The organism is Amycolatopsis sp. TRM77291 (assembly GCF_054166285.1).
In genome coordinates, this window is sequence record NZ_JBSZHF010000001.1 from 4,971,918 (window position 1) to 4,997,436 (window position 25,519).

Consider the following 25,519-nt stretch of genomic DNA (forward strand, 5'->3'; position numbering starts at 1 on the left):
CGGTCAGACCTCGCTGACTTTGGCGCTGAGAAAGGCGATCTCGCGCCCGTGGAGGCGCTCCGGGTCGGTGTCGATGTCGATCCGGGTGATCTTCCCGTCGCCGAAGCTGAACGTGAAGACGGCCTTCGCCTCGCCGCGATGCGACCAGACGGCCGACGGGACGCCGTCGACCAGCGCGAGCCGGGCCGCCTCGGCGCGTCCGGAGAAGAAGGCCGCCACCGCCTGGCCGCCGCGGACCTCGCCGACCACGGCGTCCGGGTCGAGGAGTTCGAGCAGGGCTTCGAAATCCCCGTTCCGGGCAGCGGCCAGGAAGGCGGCGATGACCTCCCGCTTCGGGGATCGCGCGGCGTCGGTCTCGTCGGAGGCGGTCTGCACCCGGCGCCGCGCCCGGCTCGCGAGCTGCCGGGACGCGGCCGGGGAACGGCCGAGGACGGTGCCGATCTCACCGAACGACACGGCGAACACGTCGTGCAGGACGAACGCGAGCCGCTCGGCGGGGGTCAGCCGGTCCAGCACCACCATCAGCGCGACCCCGACCGAGTCGGCCAGCAACGCCTCGTCCTCCGGGTCCTGCGGTCCGGTGTCCGGCGCGGCGGGTTCGGGCGGCAACGCCCCAGCGGACTCCTCCCGCCTGGCGCGGCGGGATTCCAGCATGTTCAGGCACACCCTGGCGACGACCGTGGTCAGCCAGCCCGCCGGATTCTCGATCTCGCCGGTGTCCGCGCGGCTGACCCGCAGCCACGCCTCCTGCACCGCGTCCTCGGCCTCCCCGGGCGAGCCGAGGATCCGGTAGGCCACCGCCCGCAAGCGGCTCTGGTGCTCGGCGAACCGCTCGCTCACCCAATCGTGCTCGGCCATCTGTCACATTCCTCCGTCCGGGTCGGTCACATCGAATGACCGGCGAAACCGTCCCGATGTGACATCGCCGGTCCGACCACCCTTTCGAGTCCACGGGAGAACATCATGAAAGCGCACGTCAGCTCGATCCTCCTCGGTGTCCAGGACCTGGCCCGGTCCAAGGCGTTCTACACCGAGGGGCTCGGCTGGAAGATCAAGGACGACTACGGCGTCTCGGTGTTCTTCGAACCGGACGGCGGCTCGTTGGTCGGCTTCTACGGCCGCGAGGGACTGGCCGGTCAGGTGGGCACGAGCGCCGAAGGCAGCGGGTTCAGCGGGCTGGTCCTCACCTACGTCGTCCGCAGCGAAACCCGCGTCGACGAGGTCGTCGCGGAGGCGGAGAAGGCAGGCGCCACTATCCTGAAAGCCGCGGGCGCCCTGCCGTGGGGCGGGTACGGCGGCACCTTCGCGGACCTGGACGGCTACATCTGGAGCATCGGTTACAGCCCGAAGGGCACGGATCAGCCGTACGCGGAGTGATCACCGCTGTGAGCCTGGCCCCGCGCGAGGAGCCAGGCTCACAGCGGCCGGATGGCGTCCGCCTGCTCGAATCTCTCGCGGCGATCGAGGATCGCCTTGGTGACGGCCTCCGGGGTCAACGCGCCCGGGCCGTACTCGTGCGCGAGATCGATACCCAGTTGCACGGACGCCTGGTCGGCGGGATCGGTGGGATGGCCGTCCTTCCAGTCGGCGGCGTTGGCGCCGGCGTGCAGGGTCCATTCGTCGATTCCGCCGAGGGTGCCGACGTACCCGTAGTGGATGTTGGACCAGACGTCGTACCGGATCTGTCCCTGCAGCCCCGGCAGCGGGGTGAACGTGTTGTCCCCCGTGGTCATGTCCAGGATCCGGCCCTTGTGGTCCCACTGGGCGCCGGTGTTCACGAGGTCGTACCACGCCTTGAGCGCCTCGGCCTTGTCGGCGATCGAGGTGAAGGGGTTCACCTTGTCCTTCAAGAGATCCCGGATGTTCTGGAGATCCGGTGACTGCCCGTTGCGCACCATCTCGTCGGTGATGAACGCGAGAATGGCGTCGTATTCGGCGACCGGGTTCTCCGAAGCGTTCTGAGTGGTGACGCCCGAATCGAGGCCTTCGACCGCGGCGACGCCCGCGGTGAGCAGGTCCCGGACCGCGTTGGCCACGATGAGGACGAAATCGCGCCGTTCTTCTTCGTTCCGCAGGTTCGCGTAGGGCCGCTCCCGGTCGCCGACCGTCGCGCGGATGGCCTCCTTCACCCGCGCGACCAGCGACGCGAACCGGCTGACGTGGTCGGACAGCTGCTGACAGCTCGTCCTGACGTTGGTGGTCGTCCGTATCGTGCCCTCGACGCGCTGCGCGAACATCTCGCCGGCCCTGTCCCGCCACGCGTCGTGGATGTCGTCCGGCTCGACCCGCACCGGCGCGAACGCCAGTGAGGCGTCACGCCAGGCGACCGCGAGCGCCTGGACCCTGTCCTCGTCGGTGTCGGGCCAGGCCATCGCGGGCTCCCGGCTCCCCCGGACCGCTTCGATCTCGGCTCTGACGGCCGCCCACAACCCGTGGGCGTTGTTCGGCGGCGGCACGACCATCCGGCCCTACTTCCCGAGCCCGGCGGCGGCGTCCCGATCCGCCTGGGCATAGGTCGCCGCGGAGATCTTCGCCCCGTGACCGTCGGCCTGCCACAGCGCCGGGAGCGGATCGGCGTGACTCAGCACCGAGAGCTCCGGCGGCCGGTATTCGCCGAGGAAAGCCGTGCCGAGCGGGTCGACGCCGATTCCGGCCCGCTCGGTTTCGATCGTTCGCCGGAACTTGCCCCACTCGCGTTCCATGTCGTCACCGATCGCGACGAGTTGTGCCCCGATCCGGTTCACCGTGGTGATATCCATGTCGACGGACATCGGGCCTCCCTTCCCTTCGGGCGATTCTGCGGCCGCTCGGCAGGGGCCGGGCCGTCGTGGCCTGTACCGGCCAGACCGTGTCCCCGGCGTGTCAGTGCCGTGGCGGTCCGGTGTCAGGACGGTCGGCGATCGTTGCTTTCACCACGAGAGATCACCACCACCAAGGAGTTCGAGATGTCCGTCTTCCCCACGCCGGAGCCGATCACCGCCACGCTGACCATCGCCGGTGCCCGGGTGCGCGTCGCCGCGAGCGAACGCCCGGACACGGTGGTGCTGGTCGAGCCGATCGACGCCGCGAGCAAGTCCGACGTGAAGGTCGCCGCGAACACCAAGGTCGGCTTCGACGACGGGAACCTGTCGATCGAGACCAAGAAGGCGGGCGGCAAGAACGGCTCGGTCGCGATCACCATCGAAGTGCCCACCGGTTCGCGGCTGGTACTGAACACCGCCTGGTCGGACGTCAACGCCGAAGGGCAGTTCGGCGACTGCGCGCTGGAAATGTCGTCGGGTCAGATCCGGATCGACCGCGCCGCGACGGTGCGCGGCAACCTCTCGGCCGGCGAGGTCGCGATCGGCCACGTCGCCGGGACCACGGACCTCGAAGGCGGCTCGGCCGGGGTGCGGATCGGCGAGGCCGGCGGCGACGTCAAATACTCGGGTGCGACCGGGAAGGTCTGGATCGGGCACGCCCGGTCCGACGTCGACCTCTCCGGTTCGAGCGGGAGCTTCGACATCGACCGCGCCGACGGCGACGTCGTCGCACAGGCCGCCAACTGCCCGATCCGCGTCGGACGGCTGTCGCGCGGTCCCGCCGAGCTGGCGAACGCGTCCGGCGGCATCGAGGTCGGCGTCGACGCGGACGCCGCGTCGGTGGATGCCAAGAGCACCAAGGGATCCGTGCGCAACTCCGTCGCCGCCGGCGGGAGCGTCAAGGTCCACGCGCGTACTCGGCTCGACGACATCGTGATCCACCGCGCCGCGTGACCCCGGTGTCCGAGGTGGTCGCGATTAGTCGGCTAATTGCGACCACCTTGCGTTGCTTTCGTTTGTTGGGTTCCTTTGTGCTGCTTCGCTGCTTCGCTGCTTCGCTGCTTCGCTGCTTCGCTGCTTCGCTGCTTCGCTTCTTCGCTGCTTCGCTTCTTCGCAACTTAAGCGTGCTTCGCTGCTTTAAGACTGCTTCGCAACTGTCGTCACCGGTCCTTTCGGAACACTTTTCCCCGCTGGGCCGTTTGGGCTAGCGCAGGTGTTCGATTCGAGGTAATGTCGGTGTCGTGACCAGCAACGATGCACCCCCAGAGACGCCCGCCGAGTGGTGGCGCGTCGACACCGCGACGCTGCATGCCCGCAAACAAGAACTCGAAATCCTGAAGCGCCAAGCGGATGCCGAACAGAACGCGATCCTCGCGGAAATCAATTCCCGAGGCGTCCGCGGGTGCAGCGGGCATTCGACCTTGGCGGCACTGATTTTCGAGGACTTCCTGGTGACCGACAAGGAAGCCGACGCCCGCGCCGACCGCGTCCTGGCCCTGCACCCCGGCCCCACCATCGGCGGTGAGGCCGAACCACCCCTGGCACCGTTGACCGCCCAGGCCGCCGCTGAGGGGGGCGATCGGCGGGTCGCAGATCGACGCGATCATCCGCACCCTCGCCCGCATCCCCTCCAGCGTGCCGGAGGAGGATGTGCGGGCCGGAGAGGCGATCCTGGTGGAGTTAGCGCGTCGGGCGGGGCCGCGGCAGATCGCCCGCGCCGGACGCCGCCTGCTCGACAAACTCGACCCCGACGGCAAAGAACCCCGTAACGAGGACCCGAAGGACACCCGGCCGGAGCTGCGGTTCGTCAAACACCGCGACGGCACCCTCGGCCTGAAAGGCACCCTCGACCTGGAGACCTACGCCCGCCTGAAATCCGACCTGGATCCGATGGCCAAGCCACATAAGGCGATCGACGGGGTGCGGGATTCCCGCAGCCAGGATGAGCGTTATGGGGATGCTTTCACCGACTATGTGCGGTTGAAGACCACCAGCCGGAACCTCCCCGGTCAGGCCGGCGAGGCGACCCACATCTTGGTCACCATGTCCTACGACGACTTGGTCCGGGATATCGGCGAGGCGCATTTGGATTTGGTCGGCCCGATCAGCGCCACCGACGCCCGCATCCTCGCCTGCGACGCCCGCGTCCGCCCCGGTGTCCTCGGCACCGCGGGCGAACCGCTGGACATCGGCCGCTCCAAACGCACCGTGTCCCTGGCTCAGAAATACGCGTTGACGATCCGCGACGGCGGCTGCGCCTTCCCCGGCTGCGACATGCCCGTACCCCGCTGCACCGCACACCACATCGTGTTCTGGCGACACCACGGCGAAACCAAAATCGACAACCTCGTGCTGCTCTGCACCAAACACCACCGGTTGATCCACCACAGCGAATGGACAGTCCACATCGCCCAAGACGGACTCCCCGAATTCACCCCACCCACCTACCTCGACCCCACCGGCACACCCAGACGCAACACCATGCACCTCAGGACATAGGCCGACCCCGGTAAACCCAAGCTCCTCGATATCGATGACCGCTCACCCTTGGAGTCGCTCGATGAAAGCCGGCCTGGCATGGCTGCCTCGACGGCCGCGACCTTGGCGGATCGCCCTCGGCCGATGGCCGGCGGGTCCGTTTCGGCGCGCTTTTCCGATCGGACAGCCACAACCGGTTGACCATCGACGGAGTCGCCGCTGTCCGTGGCGCGGGAATCGGTCGCATCCTCGACCTTCGGCGGGAACGGGAGACCGTCTCGGAACCCAGTCCATTCACCGGCGATCCCCTGTACCGCAACACACCCCTGATCACCGAGCCGGCCGGACAGCTACCGAACCATGCTCGACGAAAGCCGACGCCGGTGCCGCCCGCTTCGATCGCCGAGGATTACGCACGAACGAAAGGCCGCAGCGGTGACACGACCCTCCGGACGCTGGCTCGTCTGAACGACCGAAGGGCGAAGCAAGCCATGCCCACATCGAACAGCCCTATCACCTCAGGCCGCGAACCGGTCCAGCGCCGCCAGCTTCCACGCTCGTTTCACGTCGCTCGAGCGATGTCCCGAGTCGTCGTCGATCAGCAACTCCGCCCCGGGCCAGGCTCGGGCGAGTTCCCAGGCCGTGTCCACCGGGCAGCTCAGGTCCCGGCGTCCGTGGATCAGCACGCCGGGAATGTCCCGCAACAGACCGGCGTCGCGGATCAGTGCGCCGGGCTCCAGCCAGCCCGCGTGGGAGTAGTAGTGCGTGACGATACGCGCGAACGCGAGTTCCCATTCACCGATCAGTCCATTGTGGATGGTCGCGCCGGGCTCCAGTGACAGCACGGTGTCCTCCCAGACGAGCCAGGAGCGGGCAGCCTCGGTCCGCACCCGGGTGTCGGGATCTTCCATGAGCCGCGCGTAGGCGGCGACGAGGTCGCCGGTGAGATCACCGCGGAAGCGGGCCCATTCCTCGGGGAAGAACCGGCCGACACCGTGATACAGCCAGTCGATCTCCGACGGCCGTGTCGTGCTGATGGCGCTGACGATGATCTCGGTCACCCGCTCCGGGTGCCGTTCGGCGTAGGCGAGCGCGAGCGTCGTGCCCCACGAACCTCCGGTGACGAGCCAGCGTTCGATCCCCAGATGCTTCCGCAGCCGCTCCATGTCGGCGACGAGATGATCCGTCGTGTTGTGCCGGAGGCCGGTCGCCGGATCGCTCGCGTGCGGGGTGCTGCGGCCGCAGCCGCGCTGATCGAACAGCACCGCACGGTAGCGGGCCGGGTCGAACATCCGCCGCATACCCGGCGTACAGCCCTGCCCGGGGCCGCCGTGCAGCATGACCGCCGGCTTGCCTGCCGGATTCCCGCAGGTCTCCCAGTAGACGAGATTGCCGTCACCTACATCGAGCAGTCCGCTGTCGTAGGGCTCGGCCGGTGGATACAGATCGATCATGAAGCAAGGCTAGACCGTCAGTGAGGCCACGAAACACTTTCGCCGCAACGAAGTTCAGCACACCGGCCCTTTCCTCACCGCGTCCGAGAGGGCAGATTCAGTGGCACCGGCGAAAACCACGGAACGGGGAACCATGTTCACCCTTGGTGTGGAAGAAGAGTTCGTCCTGCTCGACCCGGTGGACGGCTCGGTCGCGTTGCGGGCCCCCGAACTACTCGAAAGCCTCCCTCCCGGGCCGGACGTCTCCGGTGAGCTGATGCGGTTCCAGATCGAAACCGCGACCGGCGTCTGCCGCGGCCTGGACGAGGTGCGCTCGGAACTGACGCGGCTGCGGCAGGTCGTCGCGACGGCGGCGCGGGCCGGCGGGTGCCTGGTGGCGGCGACGGGGATCCCGCCCGGCCCGATACGGGGAGACACGCTCACGCCAGAGCCCCGGTACCGGCGGATGGCGCAGGCGTTCCCGGACCTGATCGGCGGGGCGGGGACGTGCGCCTGCCATGTGCACGTCGGGCTGCCGTCGCGGGATCTGGGCGCACGGATTCTCGCCGGGCTGCGGCCGTGGCTCGCGCCGTTGCTCGCGCTCAGTGTCAACTCCCCGGTCGAGAACGGCGCCGACTCCGGCTGGTCGAGCAGGCGCTTCCCGCTCTGGGACCGGTGGCCGACGGCACGGCCACCGGACGAATGGTCCGGCGCGGCCGCGTACGACCGGAGCATCGGGGAGGCCGTGCGCCACGGCGCCGCCCTCGACGCGGCTGGGGTGTACTTCTACGCCCGTCTTTCCCCTCGGTATCCCACGGTCGAGGTGCGGATCGCCGACGTCTGCCTGTCCGTCGACGACGCGGTGCTGCTCGCCGCGCTGGTGCGCGGGCTGGTCGCGACCTGCGCGGCGACGACGAGGCCGCCGCGCGCCCGCGGTACCCGGATCGGCGCGGCCTTGACGGCGGCCGCGCGCCGGGGGCTGGACGGACCGGGCGTCGACGTCTTCACCGGCGGGGAGGCCGATCAGCGCGATCTGCTCGGTGAACTCCTCGAATTCGTCCGGCCGGCGCTCAGGGCGGCGGGTGACGAGGAGGACGTCGAACGTGGGTTGGAGGCGCTGTTCGACCACGGCACCGGCGCGGCCCGGCAACGCCGGCTGCTCGCGGAAGCCGCTTCCACCGGCGAGTTCGCCGCGGAGCTCGCCCACGCCACGATGACCGTCCCGGCCAGGTGAGACGCCTCGGCGTCACAGCCAGCCGGACTCCCTGGCGATCCGCACCGCGTCGACCCGGTTGCGGGCGCTGAGCTTCGAAACGATCGTCGTCAGGTAGTTCCGCACGGTTCCGGCGGACAGGAACAGCTCGGCGGCGATCTCGGTCGGGTCGGAGCCGACCGACGCCAGCCGGAGCACCTCGATCTCGCGGGTGGTGAGCGGGCAATCCTCGCTGTCCCAGGCGGCGAGCGCCAGATCGCCGTCGACGACGCGCCGTCCGGCGGCGACCCCGCGGACCGCGTTGGCGAGCCGGTCGGCGGGCGCGTCCTTGCGCAGGAAGCCGTTGACCTTCGCGGCCAGCGCCCGCCGCAGCGTTCCGGGGCTGCCGAGCGAGGTGAGGATCAGCGTGCGGACCCCGGGAAGCCGCTCGTGCAGCTCGGCGGCCGCGGTGAGGCCGTCCTTGCCCGGCAGATCGATGTCGATGAGCGCGACGTCGGGGCGCGTGGACTGGGCGAGCGGGAGGATCTCGTCGCCGCTCGCGCATTCGGCGACGACCTCGATGTCGGCTTCCAAGCCGAGCAGCGCGACCAGTGCCCCCCGGACAATGTGCATGTCCTCGGCCACCAGGACCTTGATCATCGACCCCATCTGCCTTTCCGCCCGCGTCGCTCCCCCGAGCCGACGATACTATCCTCACATACCCGTTCCGCGAAATGGAAACCGGCCCTTGACCACCGAGGGGTGCGCGGTCAAGAGCCGGTTCTGTGTTGTCGCGGGAATACGTTCTTCACACCACGCCAACACGGTCGGGGTGGTTCCGACGTGAATCCTCTACCAGGAATTCTGCGGCCGCGCGGCGCGGGGATCCAGTGCGCGCACCATTGCCGGACCGTGGTTTTCGCATGGCCGGGCCGTGCGCCGGGCGGTCGTGAAATTTTCACGTCGCCGCGCACATGAATTCATATCGGGCGATGAATCAAGCACTTCAGGAGTAGCGGCGGCGAACAGTAGTGTCGAAACCGCAAACATCCCAGAAATCCTCGAGCGAAAGGACGGCACAATGGATGAGACTGTCCGGCGAGCCGTGGAGCGAGCCATTGGGGCCATGCACGAGAAACTGGGCGAAGAGCTCACTATCGACGACATCGCCCGCGCCGCGACCTTCAGTAAATTCCATTTCAGCAGGGTGTTCCAGCAGGCCACCGGCGTCTCTCCCGGCCGGTTCCTGTCCGCGCTGCGGCTGGACGAGGCCAAACGCCTGCTGCTGACGACCTCGATCTCGGTCGCCGACATCAGCCACCGCGTCGGCTACAACGGTGTCGGCACCTTCAGCACGCGGTTCAGCAACCGCGTCGGCCTCTCTCCCTCCGTGTACCGCCGGCAGGGTGGTTTCCAGCACCGCCTGGCGGGCGAACCCCTGCCCGGCGCGAAGCCGGCGATCGTCCGCGGTTTCGTGTCCGCGCCGCCGGAGATCTCACCCGGTCTCGTCTTCGTCGGCCTCTTCCCCACCCGTATCCCCGAGGGCGCGCCCGTGCGGCACACGGTCATCGACGTCCCCGGCCCCTACCAGCTGACCGACGTCCCGGAAGGCACCTGGCACCTCGTCGCGCACTGCGTGACCGGGCCGCTCACGCGCCGCGGCACCGGGCTGACCGGACACCACGGACCGATCACCGTCGAACCGGGTGTCACCGCGCGGCTGGCGGACCTGCGGGTGCGCCCCAAGCGCCTGTTCGACCCGCCGGTCCTGCTCGCGCTCCCCGATCTGCGGCACCGGTCGCAGCCGGTCAGGCAGGCGGCCTGAGCCTCACCCGCGTGCCACGAAAGGGCCGTTCAAGACGCCGGACGTCTTGAACGGCCAGGCGGCCTGAGCCTCACCCGCGTGCCACGAAAGGGCCGTTCAAGACGCCGGACGTCTTGAACGGCCCTTTCGCGACATCCAGGGGGCCTCAGGCGGCCAGGCGACCCGCCGAAGGGGCGAGACCGTCCCGGATGTTCTGCCGCCACAGCTCGTACGCGGGCGTCCCGTCCACCGCGTCCTCGGTGACCTCGGTCGAGTCGGCCAGGTCGACGGCCTCCTCGATGCTCAGCCCGGCGAGGGTCCGCACGGCGAGCCGGGTGTGCGGCGGGACGAACGACGAGAACGTCCTCGCCTTCACCGCGAACACGACGCCGAGACCGAGTTCGTCCTGGTGTTCACCCGCCGCCTCGCGCAGCCTCTCCAGCCCGGCCTGGTCGCAGCCGCCCGCGAAGGTCGAGGCCAGCCCGACACCGCTCCACAGGTCCGGGCGGCGTCCGGCGGGGAAGCGATCCACCGCTTCGGCGACCTTCGCCGGATCACCGCCGTTGATGAACCACAGCGCCCGCCCGATGCCCTGGTCGCAGGCGCGAGGGAAGTACGCGGGGGCGCCCGCCCACGGGTACGGCTTGGGCACGAACTGCCCGCCGACCCACTTGTCCGTGTCGAAGTAGGCACGGTCGAAGGCGTAGCCGTCGACGGCCAGCCAGCTCATCGTCGGGTGGAACGGGACGCCGTCGAGCTCCGGCAGCACCTTCTTCCACAGCGGCCGGGGCAGCCGGGCCATCGCGAACCCGATGCCGATGTAGGTCAGGAACACGTGCGGGAGGCCGGGGCCGCTCATCAGTTCGGCCGTGCGGTCCTTACGGCCGCCGGGCATGACGTCGAGGATGGTGAACGCCATCGCCGCGCCCTCGTAGGCGAACCCGCGCATCTCGGGCTCGACCATGTCCAGCCGCCGTTCGGCCTCCCACAGCGCCGGCGCGTCGATCCCCCATTCGAACCCGCACACCACAGACTGCGGGATCGACTCCAGGCGCGCGGTCGCCGGCGTCGGCGGCACTCCGAACCCGCGTCCCTCGAAACCGACCGAAGCCAGCGAAGGCGCGAACAACACCTTACGCAGAGCACCCAGCAATGAGCTCATCACATACGTCCTTTGTGGATAGTGGCGAATTCGCGCGTGAAACCGGCTCGTGCCGAGGACACCACGCCGCGGTCTCCTCCCGCTCGACGCCGGATCGAGATCGGCACCGGTACCGCCGAACAGGCCATTCCGGACTCCCCGGAAAGGACGATTTCACCCGTTCGCCGGTCGAATTCACCGGAACGCAAAGTACTCGACCGGGAATGAAAGCCACGCGGGACGGCGGTTTTGCCAACTTCTTACATGACGGTGAGTAATCGATCGATCGCGGTTTCACCACCTTCGAAGCCACGTCATCGTCGCAGCTCACCAGGAAATCGATCTTGCGGATCTACCACCGGAAAATGCGCAACCTTGTATCGTGCGAATCAGATTCACTCTTACGGGTTTGCTGGGTACACTGAGAGTTACGTGTTTCTGGGGAAGAGGAGGTCGGAGTGATCCGAGTCCTGTTGGCCGAGGACATGCACCTGGTCCGCGGCGCCTTGGTCGCCCTGCTGAACCTCGAACAAGACATCGAGGTCGTCGCCGAGGTGGGTTCCGGCGACAAGATCCTCCCGATGGCGGCGGAGTACCTGCCGGACGTCGCGATCATCGACATCGACCTGCCCGCCAAAGACGGGCTCACCGCCGCTTCCGAACTCTGCCAGCAACTTCCGGACGTCCGCACGCTGATCCTCACGTCGCTCGGCCGCCCGGGGACCGTACGCCGCGCGCTCGACGCGAAGGTCAACGGCTTCCTGCTCAAGGACGCGCCCGCCGACAAACTCGCCAACGCCGTCCGCTCGGTCGCCACCGGCCGCCGGGTCATCGACAGCGAACTCGCCTTGTCCGCATGGGAAACCGAGGACTGCCCGCTGACCCCGCGGGAGGTCGAGATCCTCCGCCTCGCCGCGAACGGGCACACGGTCGCCGACATCGCGGCGGAACTGTTCCTGTCACCGGGAACCGTCCGGAACTACCTCGCCACCGTGGTGACGAAACTCAACGCCCGCAACCGGGTGGACGCCATCCGCATCGCCCGCGATTCGGACTGGCTCTGACCCGGTTCGCGTCTTCTCTTTTGTCACAACCGGTTCAACGCTACAAGTCGTGACGATCGCATACGAGGCAAAGAAAAAATCACGGTCCGCCGTGTGTTTCCGGCACTGTTCCGAAGGTTCCGCCTCTGTCACTGTCATTGAGGGGGAGTCCGGAGGGGCAGGGGATGCACGCGATGACGATCGAACCGGGTGACACGGTCGCCTCGACCGATGCGCCGCACGGCGTGCGCGCGCGGCTCCTCGGCCCGCTCGAACTGCACATCGGTGCCGCCGATCGCGCGCCGAGCACGCCGAAACTCCTGCAACTGCTGGCGATGCTGCTCATCCGCCCCGGCAGGACGGTCCACGTCGACTCCCTCGTGCGCGAGCTGTGGAACGAAGCCCCGCCCCGCAGTGCCCGCCGTGCCCTGCACACCTACGTCCACCACCTCCGCCGTCACCTCGATCCCGGTGGCACCGGCGATCTGCTGGTCACCAGCCCGCCCGGCTACCGGCTCGAGATCGACGCGGACGTGGTCGACGTGGCGGAATTCCATCGGCTCCACCGGGTCGGCCGTGAACTGCTCGAAGCAGGCGACGACGCGGCGGCCGCGCACACCTTCCGTACCGCACTGGACCTGTGGTCCGGTCCCCCGCTGGCGAACATCCACTGTGGACCGACCCTCGCCGCCTACACCGTCTATCTGCTGGAGGAGCGGCGCGATACCCGTGACCTGTGGATCGAGGCCGAGATCCGCGCCGGCAGGCACCGGGAGATGCTCGGCGTCCTGCGGTCGCTGACCACCGCGGACCCGTTCGACGAAACCCTGCACGCACACTTGATCCGCGCACTGGGGCTCAGCGGACGACGTAGCGACGCCCTGGCGTCCTACGAGTGGCTGCGCTCCAGGCTCGAGGACGAACTGGGGGTGAAACCCAGCGCCGAACTGCGAGAGCTGCACCGCGAACTGCTTTCCGAGGGACACCCGGTCCGCTGACCGAGCACCACGCCACCACCGAATCCAGGAATATGAGGAGTCAAGCATGACCGCTCGCACCTATGGCCAGTTCTGCGGCGTCGCCCGCGCCCTCGAGCTCATCGGGGAACGCTGGTCCCTGCTCGTGATCCGTGACCTGGTCCTCGGCCCGAAACGCTTCGACGAGCTGCAACAGGGCCTGCCGAAGATCCCGATGAGCATCCTGTCGACCCGGCTCAACGAGCTGGAGCGGCACGGTGTCGTCCAGCGCCGGGTGCTCTCGCAGCTCGACGCCGGGGTGGTCTACGAGCTGACCGAGTACGGCAACGACCTCGACCAGATCGTGCTGCAGCTGGGCCTGTGGGGCGCCCGTTCGCTCGGTGACCCGACGGCGGACGACCTGTTCACCCTCGACTCGGCCGTCCTGTCGCTGTACACGACCTTCCAGCCGGACGCGGCCATCGGCGTCGACTGCGCGTTCGAAATGCACTACGGCGGCGAGATGGTCATCCACGCGGTGGTCGAAGACGGCGTGCTGACCGCGGGCGAGGGCCCGCACCCGGACCCGGACCTCGTCATCGAGCCGCGCGGCCCGGTCATGGTGAAACTGCTGAACGGCGAGCTGGACGCCGCGAGCGCGCTCACCAGCGGTGCCGTGGCGGTCAAGGGCGATCCGGACAAGCTGGAGCTGTTCACCCGGATGTTCCACATCCCCTCGGCACCGGCGAAGACCGAAGGGCTCGTCACGCACTGAGGACGTTTCCAGCGGCGGGACCGGGGCGCCGGTCCCGCCGTTCCTATTCGAACCGTGAGGTGTCGCCGGCGCCCCGCCGCACGATCTCCGGCTCCCCGGACGAGAAGTCGATGACCGTGGTGGGTTCGACCCCGCAGTCACCGGAGTCGATCACCGCGTCCACCACGTGCTCCAGATGTTCCTTGATGTCCCAGCCCTGGGTCATCGGCTCCTCCTGGTCGGGCAGCAGCAGCGTGCTCGACAGCAGCGGCTCGCCGAGTTCGCCCAGCAGCGCCTGGGTGACCACGTGGTCCGGGATGCGCACGCCGACGGTCTTCTTCTTGGCGTGCAGCAGCCGTCGCGGAACCTCCTTGGTGGCCGGGAGGATGAACGTGTAACTGCCGGGCGTGGACGCCTTGACCGCGCGGAAGACCGCGTTGTCCACGTGCACGAACTGGCCCAGCTGAGCGAAATCCTGGCACACCAGGGTGAAGTGGTGGCGGTCGTCGAGTTTGCGGATGCTCCGGATGCGGTCGATGCCCTGCTTGTTCCCCAGCTGGCAGCCGAGGGCGAAGCAGGAGTCCGTCGGATACGCGATGAGCCCGTCTTCGCGCAGGATGTCGACGACCTGTCCGATCGCGCGCCGTTGCGGATTTTCCGGGTGTACGTCGAAATACCTGGCCATGCGCAGAGCTTAAGGCCACCGGCCCGCCCCCGCCGCGAGAGGCTGTCGCGCGCCGCGTACACAGTGGATCTCCGCGGCGCGCGTTCCCGGCCGCCGCGTCTTCCATCGTGGCATGTTCCGCGATGAACGCGGTGGTGCGAACAGCCCACACCCGTGCCGGTGAACGCCGGAGTTTTCCCGTTCCCAACAGGGAAAGCGTCTCCCTGATCGCCGTTCCTCCGTCGTACGGAGGAACCGGCCAGGGTAACGAAGATGGGCTATGATCCGAATCATAGCGATGGAAGGCCGTGTCACGGCCCGGGCCGTCGCGAGGGGGAACGCGACCAGATCGAGCCGTCTTTCTGTTACCACTGGGGTGCCTGTGCCGGACCAGCTCGCTGTGACCGCCGAACCTCTCGGAACCGCCGGCATCGACCGGCGTCCTCGCCGGGCGCTGTTCCTCGCCGGGCTGGTCATCACCGTCGTCTTCGTCAACGCCTGCCTCTTCGGTCTGCTCGGCGTCCTGCTCCAGCCCGGGATGGACCTTCAGCACGGCTTGCTGGCCGTGCTGTACGTCGGGCCCGTGCTCGCGATCCAGCTGCTGTACTTCAGCCGCCCCGCGGTCCGCCTGGACACCCGGCGGGCGAAGGCGACTCTGGGGGCCCAGACCGGTCTCGCCTATCTGCCGGTACTGCACTTCGACGAGGCGCTGACCTCGCTGACCACCATCGCGGCGGGCAGTTCGCTGCTGATCCTCCGCCCGCGGATCGGCTGGCCGGTGTTCACCATCCTCATCGCGGCCACGTCGTGGATCCTGTGGATCTATGCCGACTCCGCGCTCGGAGCGACGATCGACACGATCGGCGCGGTGGTCTACGGACTGGTCACGTACCTGCTGACCTGGCTCGCGAGGCTGGTGAACGAACTGCATCAGGCCCGCACCGAACTGGCGAGGCGGGCCGTGGCCGAGCAGAGACTGGCCTTCGCCAAGGATCTGCACGACCTGCTCGGGCTCGGTCTTTCCGCGATCTCGCTCAAGGGTGAACTGGTGCACCGGCTCCTGCGCAAGTCTCCGCGGCGGGCGCGCGAGGAACTGGCCGAGATCACGGGCATCGCGCAGCGCACGCTGTCCGACGTGCGGTCGGTGGCCAGGGGGTACCGTGAGCTGTCGCTGGACAAGGAATCGCGCACCGCGGTGTCGTTGCTTTCGGCGTCGAACGTCGCGGTGCGGGTCGATCTCGAACAGGTCGAGCTGCCGGTGAAGCTGCGCACCTTGCTGGCGAAGGTGCTGCGAGAGGGCGTCACGAACGTGCTCCGCTACACCGGCGTCCAGCACTGCGAGATCGCCGTGCGCACCAGCGAGGGCCGCGTCGCGCTGGAGATCGTCCACGACGGCACGGCGCACGAGGACGTCCCGGCGGAGACGGCCGAGAGCCTCCGCGAGGTGACGGACGAGCTCATCGGGCACGGCGGGACGCTCAGCGCCGGTCCGGACCCGACCGGACGATGGCGCCTCCATGCCGAACTGCCGGTGCCCGAGCAGGCCGACCCCGCCGAAGCCGCACTGGCGCGGAGTCCCAGTCACTGGTCCCGGATCGACGCCAGGAACGTCCAGTGGATGCTGACGGCGGTCTTCATCGTCTTCGGTCTCTCGGCCATGTCCCGGGTGTTCAACCTGACCGGGGACGGCTGGCGTATCGCGCTCGTCGCCGGCCCCCTCACCGCACTCGTCACCCTGCAACTGGCCTATTTCGCCCGGCCCAACGTCCGGCTGCGCTCACGGCGGAGCTACGCGCTGCTGTTCGTCCAGGCCTGTCTGGTCTTCCTGCCGCTGATCCCGCTCGGAAACGCCTGGGTGAGCCTGCCCAGCCTGTTCGCCGGCACCGCCCTGCTGGTGCTGCCGCCGATCGCGGGATGGTCCGCGTTCGCCGCGACGGTCGCCGGGCCCGTGCTCATCCGGATCGAGTCCGGCGCCGGCTTCCTCGACGCGTTCAACACCTTCGCGTCCCAGCTGAACACCGGCCTGATGGTCTTCGGGCTCATCTGGCTGACCCGGCTGGTGACCGAACTGGGCGAGACCAGGAAACGGCTCGCCGAGGTCGCGATCGCCGAGGAACGGCTGCGCTTCGCCCGCGACCTGCACGACCTGCTCGGTATGAGCCTCTCGGCGATCGCGCTGAAGAGCGAGCTGACCAGCCGGATCATGGACATCGACGCCACACGGGCCTCCGACGAGTTGCTGGAGATCCTCGGTCTGACCCGGCAGGCACTGGCCGACGTCCGCTCGGTGGCGAGCGGCTACCGCGAACTGTCGCTGGACAAGGAGTCGCGGTCCGCACAGGCGGTACTGACGGCCGCCGACGTCCAGGTACGGCTGGAGATGGAGCACGGGGATCTGCCCGCCCCGGTGCGCACGGTGCTGGCCGTGGTCCTGCGCGAGAGCGTGACGAACGTGTTGCGGCACAGCAAGGTCGAACGATGCGAGATCGCGGTGCGGCGGGTCGGCAACGGGGTCGCGCTGGACATCGTCAACGACGGCGTCGAGAACGGGCGACCTCAGCATCCGGACAGGCCGGCGCGGGCCGAGGTCGCGGGCAGTGGCATCACGAACATGTCGGACCGCGTCGCCGGGCTGGGCGGCGAGTTGACCGCCGGTGTCGAGGCCGACGGACGGTTCCGGTTGCGTGCCGTGGTGCCGGTCTAGACCACGGTCCGGCATACCGCTCAGATCCAGCCGGATTCCTTCGCGATCCGGATCGCGTCGACGCGGTTGCGTGCGTTGAGCTTCGCCACGATCGTGGTCAGGTAGTTGCGCACCGTTCCGGTGGAGAGGAACGCCTTCGCCGCGACCTCCAGGGTGTCGCGGCCCTCCGCGGTCAACCGCAGGACGTCGATCTCGCGCGGGGTCAGCGGGCAGTCCACGGTGTCCCAGGCGGCCAGCGCCAGCTCGCCGTCGACCATCCTCCGTCCGGCCGCCACCCCGCGCACGGCGTTGGCGAGCTTCTCCGCGGGGGCGTCTTTCAACAGGAAACCGTTGACCTTGGCCGCCAGCGCCCGGCGAAGCGTGCCTGGTCTGCCGAGGCTGGTCAGGATCAGCGTCCTGACCTCGGGAAGCTGCTCATGGATTTCGGTGGCCGCGGTGAGCCCGTCCTTGCCGGGTAGGTCGATGTCGATGATCGCGACCTGGATCCGCGAACTCCGCGCGGCGGCCAGGATCTCGTCTCCGGACGCCACTTCGGACACCACTTCGATATCCGGCTCCAGCCGCAGGAGCGCTACCAGCGCCCCCCTGACGATATGCATGTCCTCGGCTATGAGAACTCTGATCACCATCCGCGCCGCCCCCTCCGCGCACGCTGCCCCCGTCATCCAACCTAAACACGGCTAACCAGAATGCGTTCCACCATCCGAGTGACGGGTCGATTCGGCCAACGGGTGTCCGGCTTGGTGGATTACGCGGCGAACGGGTTACCCGGATACGACTTCCGCGCTCATCGGCGACTTTCCGTGATCGCATAAAGCCGACCGCCTCTCACGGTCGCGACGTGAGAGGCGGTCGGCGGAGCGGGTGGCCGGTTTCAGCTCGCCTCGGCCAGGGGCGGAGGGACCTCACAGGTGGTGAAACAGCCGAAGACCTGCCCACCCTGCCGGTTGGACCAGTTGTCGAACCGGTCGATCACCAGCTCGACCTGGTGCCCGGCCGAAGTGGTGTCGATTCCCCGGACGGCGAAGAGCGAACGGACGTTGTCGGTGGCAGCGTTCTGCATCGAAATGACTCCCAGGCTGGTCGGGGCTTTCTTCAATGAGGCAATCGTGCCCGCATGTCCGTTTTCCAACCAGTGCCGTGCATCATCGCGGGAATGTGCTTTTTACCTACTCCGGAAGGTTCCCGCGATTACTCCGTTCCCCCGTTCAGCGCCATCGAACGGAGTAGCGCGCACCGCCATCGGTGACGGTGCGCGCCGAATCGGTTTCTTTATGCCACGATCACCGACAGCCACGGGGTCACCCCGGACAGACCAATCGATGCGTCCACTATGGACAGAGGTTTCAGGAGCCGAGCAGGGTCGCCAGGCCGGCGTATCCGCCCTCTTTCAAGCGCACGCCGGACGTCTTCGCGTATGTGGCGTCGGCGCGGATCCCGAGCCCCTCGACCATCCGGTTCATGAAGTTGAACAGGGCGCATACGAGCACAGCGTCGTGCAGCGCGGCTTCGTCCCAGCCCGCCGCGAAGACGGCCTCAGCGTCCTCTTCGGTCATCTGGGACGGCGTACGCGTCAGCTTGCCCACATAGGCCAGCACGGGCTTCATGCGCTCGTCCACGGGCGCGGAACCGAGGTCGTCCAGTGCGGCGGTCAGAAGTCCTTCCGGGACACCGAAAGCCTCCGCGGTGACGGTGTGGACCCCGTGGCAGTACCCGCAGTCGTTGACGCCGGAGACGTAGGCCGCGATCAGCTCCCGCTCCCCCGCGCCGAACGCCGACGGCGCCCGCATGATCAGCTCGTGCAAGTCCAGCAGCTTCGACGCCGGAGCGGGAAACCGCTGGAACACCTGCAGCAGCGTGGCGTCAGCCGGCAAAGACCCGAGATAGGACATCTTGTGCGCTCCCCTGTTCCGGCGACCGCATGGTCGAGGCGGACCGGACCGCGTCGTCGATGTCGTCGCGCCGCAGCCAGCAGGCCGCGAGGCAGGACACCGACGCCGGTCCCAGCCCGGTCACCGTGGCGGTGACGCGCGCGGTCGCGTGTTCCCATTCTCGGCGCAGGGAACCCGCCGACGCCATCTCCGGACCTGCTTCGATCAGCGGGCGGACCGCGCGCCAGCGGAGGATCCCGGCCTCGACCAGCGCTTCGGTGCGGAGGTCGAGCGCGTCGTGCCGGGCCTGGTCCACGGCGAGGGCGACCAGCGCGGGCTCGTCGGCGATCCTGGCGAGCCCGACGGAGGCGAGCAGGCGTTCGGCGTCCAGCCCCAGCAGGATCACCCCCGCCTCGGTCGAGGGAGCGTCGTCGATCGACGGCAGGGTGAAGCGGGAGTCGTAAGGCTCAGACACGGGCGACGTCCTTCGTGGCCGTCCGCAGCGGGAGTTCGCGCCGCAGGTTCTCGGCGACGGTGGCCGCGACCCGTGCGGTGGCGACGCGGTGACCGTCGATGTTGCGGGCGGCGGGCCCCAGCGCCATCCCCGCGGCCGCGCCGACGGCGAAGACCCGGGGCGCGCCGAGGTAGGCGAAGGTGCGTTCGTCCAGTCGAGGCCAGCCGCCGCGGTCGAGGACGGCCTCGGCGGGCATCAGGCCGTCCCCGATCGACGGCGTGGTGCCGAGCGCCAGTACGGCGTGGTCCACGGACACCCGCGAACCGTCTTCGAGGTTGAGGCCGACACCGGGTGTCACCTTCGTGATCGCCCTGCCGCGATGCACGATCAGCCTGCCTTCGGCTTCGGCCGCTTGGAGCATCGGGCGGAACTCGAACATGATCGACGCGCGCCGGAACCGGCCCATCAGTTCGAGCCGCTCGGACCAGCTCACGCCGTCGAAACGAGCGCGGCCTTCCGGCCGGAAGAACGACGAGTTGACGTCGGCGCACTGATAGCGTTCGCCCGCTTCGCGGACCACCCAGTGCACCTCGCGGCCCTGGGCGAGACCGTTGGAGATCAGATGCGCGGCGGTGAGGCCGGCACCGACGACGGCGAGCCGTTTCCCGCCATCGGGAACGGGTTCGTCCCAGTAGCTCACCCCGCGCGGCGGACGGCCGCCGCCCCACCAGGTGTCCGGGGCGGACCGGCGCTCCTCGCCGAGGCACAGCACGACATGCCGTGCGGTGACGGAGAACCGGTCGGCGCGCACGGTGACGGCGTCAGCGGTCGGCAGCACCTCGCGGACCGATCCGCGCCAGGTCCGCTCGGTGACGTGATGACTCGCCGCGAGATGACGGCAGTAGGCCTCGAAGACGTCGACGGGCACGACCGAGCGGTGCCCGGCCTGCGCCATGCGGATCTCCCGGCGTTCCACCGGGGTGAGCACCGACCAGTGCAGCCGGGCGAAGTCCAGGAGTTCGCAGTCGCGGTACCCCTCGACGCCGGGGTGGTGCTCGTACGGCGACCGCAGCACGCGCTGGCCGAGCAGATCGACGCGGTCGAAGAACCGGCCGCAGGGACGGCCGTCGCGGTCGACGACGACGATGTCGGTCACGCCGTGGTGCCACAGCGCGGAAGCGACCGCGAGCCCGGCCGGACCCGCCCCGACGACGACCACGTCGGCGGCGGACGGCGGTTCGGCGGTGACCGCCGCGCGGGCGCCGGGGAGTACCGGCCATTCACGCCCGCGCGGCGATTCGAGGAGATGGGGTTCCGGGACGAAGGTGATCACCGGTGTGCTCAGCCGATCACGGTCACCGGGACGATCAGCTCGATCACGGGTCGCTGCTTCATCCCGTTGCTGATCATCTCGTCCAGGGTCTGCTGGGACTGCTCGGCGGTGTCGGTCGCGATCGGGCTGTAGCGGGAGTAGGAGTAGGTCGGCTTCCGGCCGCCCGCGTCGAGCGAGTACACCTTGAGCACCGCTTCGCCGGGCCGGACCTCACCGTCGTAGAAGGCGAGGCGGCGCTGATCCGGCGTCATGAAGGACTTCGAGAACTGGCGGGAAAGGACGAGCGTGTCGGCGTCGTTGACGAAGGTCGAGTCCTCGTCGGTGACGACCTGCATCGCGACCCAGGTCTTGTCGGTCAGGTTGGTCTCGGACTTGATGACCTGCCAGCGGCCCGGTTCCGGGAGATTGACACTCACCGAGATGTCGTGATCGGTGGTGTCGATCGCCCCGGAGATCATCAGCACCCGCCGCCGGACGTCGGCGACCCCGGCCATCTGAATGTCACGTGCGCGTACCCGAGTGGAAACATCCAATCCCGGGAATTCAGGTGATGACATCTTTCACGCCTCCCAGACCTCGATATCGCAATTCAATCCCCGGCATGATCCCCCCAGCCGCAAACACCGGAAGAATTTCACGCTGAACTGGGCGATGTCAAGATGAGGAACACATGATCCACTCCCCGCCCGGACTGGGCCGTTCGGCGGTACCCGGGTCAGGATTCGTCGGATTCCTCAGCCCAGGCAGCCGCGGGTGTGCCCTGCTCCAGTGCCCCGATGTAGACGACCTCGAACGAGGAATCGGCGCGATCGATCCCGATACGGAGGACGAGGTCGTGTTTCACCAGAAAAAGAAACTGATGCGGTTCCCTGCTGTCGCCGAAAATGTCGTAGATGAGGAAGGCGGAGCCGTCCGCCACCGCGAAAAGCGCTTCGTAGACGACATTCCGGTCGGCCTGCGGAGCATTGATCGCCCATTCTTCCAACACCTGCAAACCCGACGTGAGCTGGAGGCGCATAGCCATCCGGAGGCCTCCTCGAGGTCTGGTCGGTTCGCGGGCGATCTTCATGGTCGCGCGCGCGATACCTGATGGTCTTCTTGGTCCGTGCGCCGTGCCTAGTTGTAACCGAGGACGATGTTCTCGGCCGGGAAATCGTTTTCGGTGGCCTGCCTCGGCTCCGGGACGACCACCGCCGCGACCGCCTCCGCGCCCCCGCGCGGGTCGAAATCATCGGTCACGACCCAAATTCGCACCTGTGCCGTCATGACGTTCCTCCCGGCCTTCGATGAACGACTCACTTGACAACCAAGGATGGACCCGTCCGATCGTGACCCGCTCGAGGACGGGCGGAGGCCTCGGTGAGCAAAGGAAAAGTCGCCGCCGGAGGGCCGCCGGTAGTGCCCTTGAGGTAACTCGGAACCCAGGGAGCCCACCATGACCGAACGTCTCGACCCGTACGAGATCTACGCCGACGACGAAGTCGACGTCGACTTGCTGGGCCTGTCGTGGCCCGACCCCGCGGTCCCCGAGCGGCGGGACCGGCAATGAGCGCCGCGGAGCGGCAGCGGACCTGTGCGGCCTGCGGGGGCCCGTTCCGGCCAGGGGAGCGAACGGATCTGGAGGCCGTGCTCGACGGAGGGATCCTCTACGTCGCGGTGCACGCCCGCCACAGTACGTATCCGCCGCGGCGGGAGATCGAGGCGGCGCGACGTCTCGCGTGAATCGGCGAAGGCCTCCTTGAGGGACTCTGGGTCCTCAAGGAGGCCTTCACGGGCTTACGCGTGTGTTCTAGCGCAGCGTCGAGGTACGCCAGGCCGGCGCGGCGAGCGGCGACCAGGCGGAGCGGGCCGGCGCCGCGGGCTGGGGCGCGACGGAGGCCAACGCGGTGAAGACGGCCACGAGGGCCGCCAGTTCGGTGTCTTCCGGGTCCCCGCGCAGGACCCGGAAGACGGGCGCACTGTCCATTCCGGACGGTGACATGGTTCCCCCGTTCAGATCGGATGGTTGCCGTGCTTGCGCTGGGGCGCCGCCTTTCGCTTGTCCTGCAGCATGTCCAGCGCCCTGGCGACGGCGGACCGGGTGTCCGCTGGGTCGATGATGTCGTCGACCAGCCCGCGTTCGGCCGAATACTGGGGGTTCATGAACTCCTCGGTGTATTCGGCGACCAGATGCGCGCGCAGCGCGTCCGGATCGGGCGCGGCGGCGAGATCCTTGCGGAACAGCACGTTGACCGCGCCCTCGGCGCCCATCACGGCGATCTGGTTGGTCGGCCACGCCAGCGAGAGATCGGTCCCGATGGACCGCGAGTCCATCACGATGTACGCGCCGCCGTACGCCTTGCGCAGGATCACCTGGACGCGCGGCACGGTCGCCTCGCAGTAGGCGTGCAGCAGCTGGGCCCCGTGCCGGATGATCCCCGAGTGCTCCTGCTCGACCCCCGGCAGGAAGCCGGGGACGTCCACGAGCGTCACCAGCGGGATGCTGAAGGCGTCGCAGAACCGCACGAACCGCGCCGCCTTCTGCGACGCCGGGCCGTCGAGCACGCCGGCGAACACCACCGGCTGGTTGCCGACCAGGCCGACCACCCGCCCGTCGATCCGCGCGAGCGCGCACAGCACGTTGCCCGCCCATCGCTCGTGCAGTTCGAAGAATTCGCCGTCGTCGGCCAGTTCCGCGAACACCTCGCGCATGTCGTACGGCTTGTTCGGCTCCACCGGGACGAGTTCGGCGAACCTGGGCCGCCGGTCCTTGCCCGCGTCCTGTGACGGCTCGCGGGGCGCGGGCTCCAGGTAGTTCGACGGCAGCAGCGACACCAGGTAGCGGACGTCGGCGAGGCAGCTCTCCTCGTCGTCGTGCACCACGGTCGCCACGCCGGACGACGCGCCGTGCACGTCCGCGCCCCCCAGTTCGTCGTGGCTGACCCGTTCCCCGGTCACGGTCTCGACGACGTCCGGCCCGGTCAGGTACATGCGGGCGGTGTCGCGCACCATGAACACGAAATCCGCGAGCGCGGGCGAATACGCCGCCCCGCCCGCGCACGGCCCCAGCACCACGCTGATCTGCGGGATGACGCCGGACGCCTCGACCTGGCGGCGGAAGATGCCGCCGTAGCCGTCGAGCGCCATGACGCCTTCCTGGATCCGCGCTCCCCCGCTGTCGTTGAGCCCGATCAGCGGCGAACCGGTGGCGATCGCCAGATCCAGCACCTTGTGGATCTTCGCCGCGTGCGCCTCGCCGAGCGAACCGCCGAAGACGGTGAAGTCCTGCGCGTAGACGAATACCCGCCGTCCGTCGATGGTGCCCGAGCCGGCGACGACGCCGTCGGTGTACGGCCGGTTCTCCGCCAGCCCGAGCCCGCTCGCCTGATGCCGCCGGTACAGCTCGATCTCGGTGAAGGAATCCTCGTCCAGCAACAGTTCCAGCCGCTCGCGCGCGGTGTGCTTGCCGAGCGAGTGCTGCCGCCGGACGCCGTCGAGCCGCCCGTCGACGATGTGCTCGCGCAGCTCGTCGCGCTGGGCGCGCAGCAACGGCATCGTCGGCTGCGGCGGGTGCACCGGTTCGGCGCCGCGGGCGAGGGGGATCACCCGCCCGTCGGTCGCCCTCGGGACCCGGGAGCGCCGCAGCCGGTCCTCCGGCAGCGGCACCACCTCGGAGTCCTCCGCGCGTTGTGCGCCCGGATCACCTTGCAGGGTCACGCCGCGTCCCGTAGCCGTGCATCACGCTCGAGTTCGTCAAGCTCGATCTCGCGCACGATGTCGCGCCAGCACACCCCCCGTCCGAGACGGGGCATGGTGGTCACCACTGGCGGCCGCTCGACCGTGGGCGCCGGGGCGGGCGGGGTGGATTCGTTGATGGTCATGACTTTCCTCTCCTGTCAGGCCGATGCCCGGATCCGGCCGTCGATCTGGTGGTAGCCGCCGCTGTAGAAGACCAGCGAGTCCTGCGCGGTGCCGCGGCTGGAGGCGACCACCTTGCCGAGGAAGATCGAGTGGTCACCGCCTTCGTGGACTTCGGCCAGCTCGCATTCCAGCCACGCCAGCGCGCCGTCGAGCAGCGGGGCACCGGTCTGTGGCCCGGCCGTCCAGCTCACCGAGTCGAACTGCGCGAGCCCGGCAGGGCGGCGCCAGTCGGCGAAGTACTTCGCCAGTTCCTTCTGGTCCGACGCCAGCACCGTGACCGCGTACGAACCCGCAGTCACGATCGCCTCGTGCATCCGGGCCGCGCGGGAAACGCAGCACAGCACCATCGGCGGCTCCAGCGACACGGAGGTGACGGCGTTGGCGGTCATCCCGTGGGCCCGTTCGCCGCCGGCGGTCAGCACGGTGACCCCGGTGGCGAACTGGCCCATCACCTCCCGCAGCCCGGCCTGAGCGGACAACCGGCGGCGGGCCACGGGCGACGGCAGGCGTTTCAGCACGGGCCGCGAAGGCTCGTCCAACGTGCCCACGTCATTCCCCCTTGCCGTCGACCGCGTACGGGGCCAGCGCCTCACGCAGCTGCTCGGGCACCCGGCTGGGCACCGTGGCCGTGTTCGGGCCGCGCATGCAGGCGATCCGCTGCCTTCCGCGGGCCACCAGCCGCTCACCCTCGTCGGTGAGGTGGACGTAGTCGAAGGTGAACTGGACCTGGGTCTGCGTCAGCTCTTCCAGCCGCAGCCGGATGGACAGCTCGTCGAACGCGGTGATCTCCGCGTAGAACTCGCAATCCACCTTGAGCGTGAAGAGCTTGAGGTCGGCGCGGACCTCTTCGAGCACCGCGGGCGCCTTCTCCTTCAGGAACATTTCGCGGCACCGGCCCTGCCAGCGCACGTAGTTCACGTAGTAGACGTTGCCCACCAGGTTGGTCTCTTCGAACCCGACGGTATGCAGGATCTCGTAGTAGTCGGCCATG

Annotated in this window: 29 protein-coding genes and 2 pseudogenes; 11 read left to right on the plus strand and 20 right to left on the minus strand. The window is 68.7% G+C overall.

Annotated features, from left to right (window positions below; genetic code table 11):
- Positions 1 to 3 precede the first annotated feature (3 nt).
- Positions 4 to 858, minus strand: a complete 855-nt coding sequence (locus ACXIZN_RS22995) for a sigma-70 family RNA polymerase sigma factor (RefSeq protein ID WP_457956808.1) — start codon at positions 856 to 858, stop codon at positions 4 to 6.
- 105 nt (positions 859 to 963) lie between these two features.
- Between ACXIZN_RS22995 and ACXIZN_RS23000 the strand changes: the two genes are divergently transcribed.
- Entirely contained in the window at positions 964 to 1,377 is a 414-nt protein-coding gene (locus tag ACXIZN_RS23000) for a VOC family protein (protein WP_457956809.1), read from the plus strand.
- A 38-nt stretch (positions 1,378 to 1,415) separates the two neighbouring features.
- Here ACXIZN_RS23000 and ACXIZN_RS23005 read toward each other — a convergent pair whose 3' ends face one another.
- Together ACXIZN_RS23005 and ACXIZN_RS23010 are read right to left on the minus strand one after the other, a co-directional pair.
- Positions 1,416 to 2,462 carry a WXG100-like domain-containing protein gene (locus ACXIZN_RS23005; protein WP_457956810.1) on the minus strand — a complete coding sequence of 349 codons (1,047 nt, stop codon included), beginning with the start codon at positions 2,460 to 2,462 and terminating at the stop codon, positions 1,416 to 1,418.
- Between the two features lie 6 nt (positions 2,463 to 2,468).
- Positions 2,469 to 2,771, minus strand: a complete 303-nt coding sequence (locus ACXIZN_RS23010) for a hypothetical protein (protein WP_457956812.1) — start codon at positions 2,769 to 2,771, stop codon at positions 2,469 to 2,471.
- A 174-nt stretch (positions 2,772 to 2,945) separates the two neighbouring features.
- Here ACXIZN_RS23010 and ACXIZN_RS23015 point away from each other — a divergent pair, with 174 nt between their 5' ends.
- From ACXIZN_RS23015 to ACXIZN_RS23025, 3 genes and pseudogenes are all read left to right on the plus strand, one after another.
- On the plus strand, positions 2,946 to 3,755 hold the full coding sequence (locus ACXIZN_RS23015; protein ID WP_457956814.1) for a DUF4097 family beta strand repeat-containing protein: 810 nt from the start codon (positions 2,946 to 2,948) through the stop codon (positions 3,753 to 3,755).
- A 287-nt stretch (positions 3,756 to 4,042) separates the two neighbouring features.
- A pseudogene (locus ACXIZN_RS23020) lies at positions 4,043 to 5,300 on the plus strand (DUF222 domain-containing protein).
- A gap of 86 nt (positions 5,301 to 5,386) precedes the next feature.
- A pseudogene (locus tag ACXIZN_RS23025) lies at positions 5,387 to 5,596 on the plus strand (tyrosine-protein phosphatase); the annotation flags it as partial.
- A gap of 201 nt (positions 5,597 to 5,797) precedes the next feature.
- Here the strand turns inward: ACXIZN_RS23025 and pip are convergent.
- On the minus strand, positions 5,798 to 6,733 hold the full coding sequence (gene pip, locus ACXIZN_RS23030) for a prolyl aminopeptidase (protein WP_457956816.1): 936 nt from the start codon (positions 6,731 to 6,733) through the stop codon (positions 5,798 to 5,800).
- A gap of 133 nt (positions 6,734 to 6,866) precedes the next feature.
- Here pip and ACXIZN_RS23035 point away from each other — a divergent pair, with 133 nt between their 5' ends.
- Positions 6,867 to 7,946 carry a carboxylate-amine ligase gene (locus tag ACXIZN_RS23035; protein WP_457956818.1) on the plus strand — a complete coding sequence of 360 codons (1,080 nt, stop codon included), beginning with the start codon at positions 6,867 to 6,869 and terminating at the stop codon, positions 7,944 to 7,946.
- A 12-nt stretch (positions 7,947 to 7,958) separates the two neighbouring features.
- Here ACXIZN_RS23035 and ACXIZN_RS23040 read toward each other — a convergent pair whose 3' ends face one another.
- Positions 7,959 to 8,564 carry a response regulator transcription factor gene (locus tag ACXIZN_RS23040; RefSeq protein WP_126730009.1) on the minus strand — a complete coding sequence of 202 codons (606 nt, stop codon included), beginning with the start codon at positions 8,562 to 8,564 and terminating at the stop codon, positions 7,959 to 7,961.
- 466 nt (positions 8,565 to 9,030) lie between these two features.
- On the opposite strand from ACXIZN_RS23040, the gene ACXIZN_RS23045 reads away from it, so the two are divergent.
- On the plus strand, positions 9,031 to 9,729 hold the full coding sequence (locus ACXIZN_RS23045) for a helix-turn-helix domain-containing protein (protein ID WP_457960577.1): 699 nt from the start codon (positions 9,031 to 9,033) through the stop codon (positions 9,727 to 9,729).
- Positions 9,730 to 9,874: 145 nt separating this feature from the next.
- On the opposite strand, the gene ACXIZN_RS23050 is transcribed toward ACXIZN_RS23045, so the two are convergent.
- A complete protein-coding gene (locus tag ACXIZN_RS23050) occupies positions 9,875 to 10,870 on the minus strand; it encodes a DUF1702 family protein (protein WP_457956819.1) in 996 nt (331 codons plus the stop codon).
- Positions 10,871 to 11,307: 437 nt separating this feature from the next.
- Here ACXIZN_RS23050 and ACXIZN_RS23055 point away from each other — a divergent pair, with 437 nt between their 5' ends.
- From ACXIZN_RS23055 to ACXIZN_RS23065, 3 genes are all read left to right on the plus strand, one after another.
- On the plus strand, positions 11,308 to 11,913 hold the full coding sequence (locus ACXIZN_RS23055; RefSeq protein WP_457956820.1) for a response regulator transcription factor: 606 nt from the start codon (positions 11,308 to 11,310) through the stop codon (positions 11,911 to 11,913).
- 164 nt (positions 11,914 to 12,077) lie between these two features.
- On the plus strand, positions 12,078 to 12,890 hold the full coding sequence (locus ACXIZN_RS23060) for an AfsR/SARP family transcriptional regulator (RefSeq protein ID WP_457956822.1): 813 nt from the start codon (positions 12,078 to 12,080) through the stop codon (positions 12,888 to 12,890).
- A gap of 46 nt (positions 12,891 to 12,936) precedes the next feature.
- Positions 12,937 to 13,623: a winged helix-turn-helix transcriptional regulator gene (locus tag ACXIZN_RS23065; RefSeq protein ID WP_457956824.1), complete on the plus strand. Its 687-nt coding sequence runs from the start codon at positions 12,937 to 12,939 to the stop codon at positions 13,621 to 13,623.
- A 43-nt stretch (positions 13,624 to 13,666) separates the two neighbouring features.
- Here ACXIZN_RS23065 and ACXIZN_RS23070 read toward each other — a convergent pair whose 3' ends face one another.
- Positions 13,667 to 14,287, minus strand: coding sequence for an L-threonylcarbamoyladenylate synthase (locus ACXIZN_RS23070; protein ID WP_005154159.1), 621 nt, complete (start codon positions 14,285 to 14,287; stop codon positions 13,667 to 13,669).
- A gap of 361 nt (positions 14,288 to 14,648) precedes the next feature.
- Here ACXIZN_RS23070 and ACXIZN_RS23075 point away from each other — a divergent pair, with 361 nt between their 5' ends.
- A complete protein-coding gene (locus ACXIZN_RS23075) occupies positions 14,649 to 16,970 on the plus strand; it encodes a sensor histidine kinase (RefSeq protein ID WP_457956826.1) in 2,322 nt (773 codons plus the stop codon).
- 20 nt (positions 16,971 to 16,990) lie between these two features.
- On the opposite strand, the gene ACXIZN_RS23080 is transcribed toward ACXIZN_RS23075, so the two are convergent.
- From ACXIZN_RS23080 to ACXIZN_RS23115, 8 genes are all read right to left on the minus strand, one after another.
- The gene (locus ACXIZN_RS23080) at positions 16,991 to 17,599 is read right to left on the minus strand and encodes a response regulator transcription factor (protein WP_457956828.1); all 609 of its coding nucleotides are present in this window, start codon (positions 17,597 to 17,599) and stop codon (positions 16,991 to 16,993) included.
- Positions 17,600 to 17,844: 245 nt separating this feature from the next.
- Positions 17,845 to 18,033 carry a hypothetical protein gene (locus ACXIZN_RS23085; protein ID WP_457956829.1) on the minus strand — a complete coding sequence of 63 codons (189 nt, stop codon included), beginning with the start codon at positions 18,031 to 18,033 and terminating at the stop codon, positions 17,845 to 17,847.
- 283 nt (positions 18,034 to 18,316) lie between these two features.
- Complete coding sequence (locus ACXIZN_RS23090) at positions 18,317 to 18,862, minus strand: carboxymuconolactone decarboxylase family protein (protein ID WP_457956831.1); 546 nt, start codon at positions 18,860 to 18,862, stop codon at positions 18,317 to 18,319.
- Complete coding sequence (locus ACXIZN_RS23095; RefSeq protein WP_457956833.1) at positions 18,834 to 19,316, minus strand: DUF6187 family protein; 483 nt, start codon at positions 19,314 to 19,316, stop codon at positions 18,834 to 18,836. Before ACXIZN_RS23095 ends, ACXIZN_RS23090 begins: the two co-directional genes overlap by 29 nt.
- A complete protein-coding gene (locus ACXIZN_RS23100; protein ID WP_457956834.1) occupies positions 19,309 to 20,628 on the minus strand; it encodes an FAD-dependent oxidoreductase in 1,320 nt (439 codons plus the stop codon). Before ACXIZN_RS23100 ends, ACXIZN_RS23095 begins: the two co-directional genes overlap by 8 nt.
- 8 nt (positions 20,629 to 20,636) lie before the next feature.
- Positions 20,637 to 21,122: a DUF6423 family protein gene (locus ACXIZN_RS23105; RefSeq protein ID WP_457956835.1), complete on the minus strand. Its 486-nt coding sequence runs from the start codon at positions 21,120 to 21,122 to the stop codon at positions 20,637 to 20,639.
- Between the two features lie 221 nt (positions 21,123 to 21,343).
- Positions 21,344 to 21,652 (minus strand): DUF6235 family protein, encoded by a 309-nt coding sequence (locus ACXIZN_RS23110; RefSeq protein ID WP_457956836.1) that lies wholly within the window; start codon positions 21,650 to 21,652, stop codon positions 21,344 to 21,346.
- A gap of 92 nt (positions 21,653 to 21,744) precedes the next feature.
- The gene (locus ACXIZN_RS23115; RefSeq protein WP_457956837.1) at positions 21,745 to 21,894 is read right to left on the minus strand and encodes a hypothetical protein; all 150 of its coding nucleotides are present in this window, start codon (positions 21,892 to 21,894) and stop codon (positions 21,745 to 21,747) included.
- Positions 21,895 to 22,173: 279 nt separating this feature from the next.
- On the opposite strand from ACXIZN_RS23115, the gene ACXIZN_RS23120 reads away from it, so the two are divergent.
- On the plus strand, positions 22,174 to 22,350 hold the full coding sequence (locus tag ACXIZN_RS23120; protein WP_457956838.1) for a hypothetical protein: 177 nt from the start codon (positions 22,174 to 22,176) through the stop codon (positions 22,348 to 22,350).
- Between the two features lie 67 nt (positions 22,351 to 22,417).
- Here ACXIZN_RS23120 and ACXIZN_RS23125 read toward each other — a convergent pair whose 3' ends face one another.
- The 5 genes from ACXIZN_RS23125 to ACXIZN_RS23145 are packed head-to-tail and all read right to left on the minus strand — an operon-like array spanning position 22,418 to position 25,518.
- Positions 22,418 to 22,594, minus strand: coding sequence for an acyl-CoA carboxylase subunit epsilon (locus ACXIZN_RS23125; RefSeq protein ID WP_457956840.1), 177 nt, complete (start codon positions 22,592 to 22,594; stop codon positions 22,418 to 22,420).
- Positions 22,595 to 22,620: 26 nt separating this feature from the next.
- Positions 22,621 to 24,324 (minus strand): acyl-CoA carboxylase subunit beta, encoded by a 1,704-nt coding sequence (locus ACXIZN_RS23130; RefSeq protein ID WP_457956842.1) that lies wholly within the window; start codon positions 24,322 to 24,324, stop codon positions 22,621 to 22,623.
- A complete protein-coding gene (locus tag ACXIZN_RS23135) occupies positions 24,321 to 24,488 on the minus strand; it encodes a DUF6222 family protein (RefSeq protein WP_185926945.1) in 168 nt (55 codons plus the stop codon). Before ACXIZN_RS23135 ends, ACXIZN_RS23130 begins: the two co-directional genes overlap by 4 nt.
- A 15-nt stretch (positions 24,489 to 24,503) precedes the next feature.
- Positions 24,504 to 25,076: a flavin reductase family protein gene (locus tag ACXIZN_RS23140; RefSeq protein ID WP_457956843.1), complete on the minus strand. Its 573-nt coding sequence runs from the start codon at positions 25,074 to 25,076 to the stop codon at positions 24,504 to 24,506.
- A 1-nt stretch (position 25,077) separates the two neighbouring features.
- Positions 25,078 to 25,518, minus strand: coding sequence for an acyl-CoA thioesterase (locus tag ACXIZN_RS23145; RefSeq protein ID WP_457956844.1), 441 nt, complete (start codon positions 25,516 to 25,518; stop codon positions 25,078 to 25,080).
- Position 25,519: the final 1 nt, after the last annotated feature.

What these genes read in the sequence shown, in the direction of transcription:
- ACXIZN_RS22995 (WP_457956808.1), bottom strand. Translation starts at nt 858, where the DNA reads ATGGCCGAGCACGATTGGGTGAGCGAGCGGTTCGCCGAGCACCAGAGC.
- ACXIZN_RS23000 (WP_457956809.1), top strand. Translation starts at nt 964, where the DNA reads ATGAAAGCGCACGTCAGCTCGATCCTCCTCGGTGTCCAGGACCTGGCC.
- ACXIZN_RS23005 (WP_457956810.1), bottom strand. Translation starts at nt 2,462, where the DNA reads ATGGTCGTGCCGCCGCCGAACAACGCCCACGGGTTGTGGGCGGCCGTC.
- ACXIZN_RS23010 (WP_457956812.1), bottom strand. Translation starts at nt 2,771, where the DNA reads ATGTCCGTCGACATGGATATCACCACGGTGAACCGGATCGGGGCACAA.
- ACXIZN_RS23015 (WP_457956814.1), top strand. Translation starts at nt 2,946, where the DNA reads ATGTCCGTCTTCCCCACGCCGGAGCCGATCACCGCCACGCTGACCATC.
- pip (WP_457956816.1), bottom strand. Translation starts at nt 6,733, where the DNA reads ATGATCGATCTGTATCCACCGGCCGAGCCCTACGACAGCGGACTGCTC.
- ACXIZN_RS23035 (WP_457956818.1), top strand. Translation starts at nt 6,867, where the DNA reads ATGTTCACCCTTGGTGTGGAAGAAGAGTTCGTCCTGCTCGACCCGGTG.
- ACXIZN_RS23040 (WP_126730009.1), bottom strand. Translation starts at nt 8,564, where the DNA reads ATGATCAAGGTCCTGGTGGCCGAGGACATGCACATTGTCCGGGGGGCA.
- ACXIZN_RS23045 (WP_457960577.1), top strand. Translation starts at nt 9,031, where the DNA reads ATGCACGAGAAACTGGGCGAAGAGCTCACTATCGACGACATCGCCCGC.
- ACXIZN_RS23050 (WP_457956819.1), bottom strand. Translation starts at nt 10,870, where the DNA reads ATGAGCTCATTGCTGGGTGCTCTGCGTAAGGTGTTGTTCGCGCCTTCG.
- ACXIZN_RS23060 (WP_457956822.1), top strand. Translation starts at nt 12,078, where the DNA reads ATGCACGCGATGACGATCGAACCGGGTGACACGGTCGCCTCGACCGAT.
- ACXIZN_RS23065 (WP_457956824.1), top strand. Translation starts at nt 12,937, where the DNA reads ATGACCGCTCGCACCTATGGCCAGTTCTGCGGCGTCGCCCGCGCCCTC.
- ACXIZN_RS23070 (WP_005154159.1), bottom strand. Translation starts at nt 14,287, where the DNA reads ATGGCCAGGTATTTCGACGTACACCCGGAAAATCCGCAACGGCGCGCG.
- ACXIZN_RS23080 (WP_457956828.1), bottom strand. Translation starts at nt 17,599, where the DNA reads ATGGTGATCAGAGTTCTCATAGCCGAGGACATGCATATCGTCAGGGGG.
- ACXIZN_RS23085 (WP_457956829.1), bottom strand. Translation starts at nt 18,033, where the DNA reads ATGCAGAACGCTGCCACCGACAACGTCCGTTCGCTCTTCGCCGTCCGG.
- ACXIZN_RS23090 (WP_457956831.1), bottom strand. Translation starts at nt 18,862, where the DNA reads ATGTCCTATCTCGGGTCTTTGCCGGCTGACGCCACGCTGCTGCAGGTG.
- ACXIZN_RS23105 (WP_457956835.1), bottom strand. Translation starts at nt 21,122, where the DNA reads ATGGCCGGGGTCGCCGACGTCCGGCGGCGGGTGCTGATGATCTCCGGG.
- ACXIZN_RS23110 (WP_457956836.1), bottom strand. Translation starts at nt 21,652, where the DNA reads ATGGCTATGCGCCTCCAGCTCACGTCGGGTTTGCAGGTGTTGGAAGAA.
- ACXIZN_RS23115 (WP_457956837.1), bottom strand. Translation starts at nt 21,894, where the DNA reads ATGACGGCACAGGTGCGAATTTGGGTCGTGACCGATGATTTCGACCCG.
- ACXIZN_RS23120 (WP_457956838.1), top strand. Translation starts at nt 22,174, where the DNA reads ATGAGCGCCGCGGAGCGGCAGCGGACCTGTGCGGCCTGCGGGGGCCCG.
- ACXIZN_RS23125 (WP_457956840.1), bottom strand. Translation starts at nt 22,594, where the DNA reads ATGGACAGTGCGCCCGTCTTCCGGGTCCTGCGCGGGGACCCGGAAGAC.
- ACXIZN_RS23135 (WP_185926945.1), bottom strand. Translation starts at nt 24,488, where the DNA reads ATGACCATCAACGAATCCACCCCGCCCGCCCCGGCGCCCACGGTCGAG.
- ACXIZN_RS23145 (WP_457956844.1), bottom strand. Translation starts at nt 25,518, where the DNA reads ATGGCCGACTACTACGAGATCCTGCATACCGTCGGGTTCGAAGAGACC.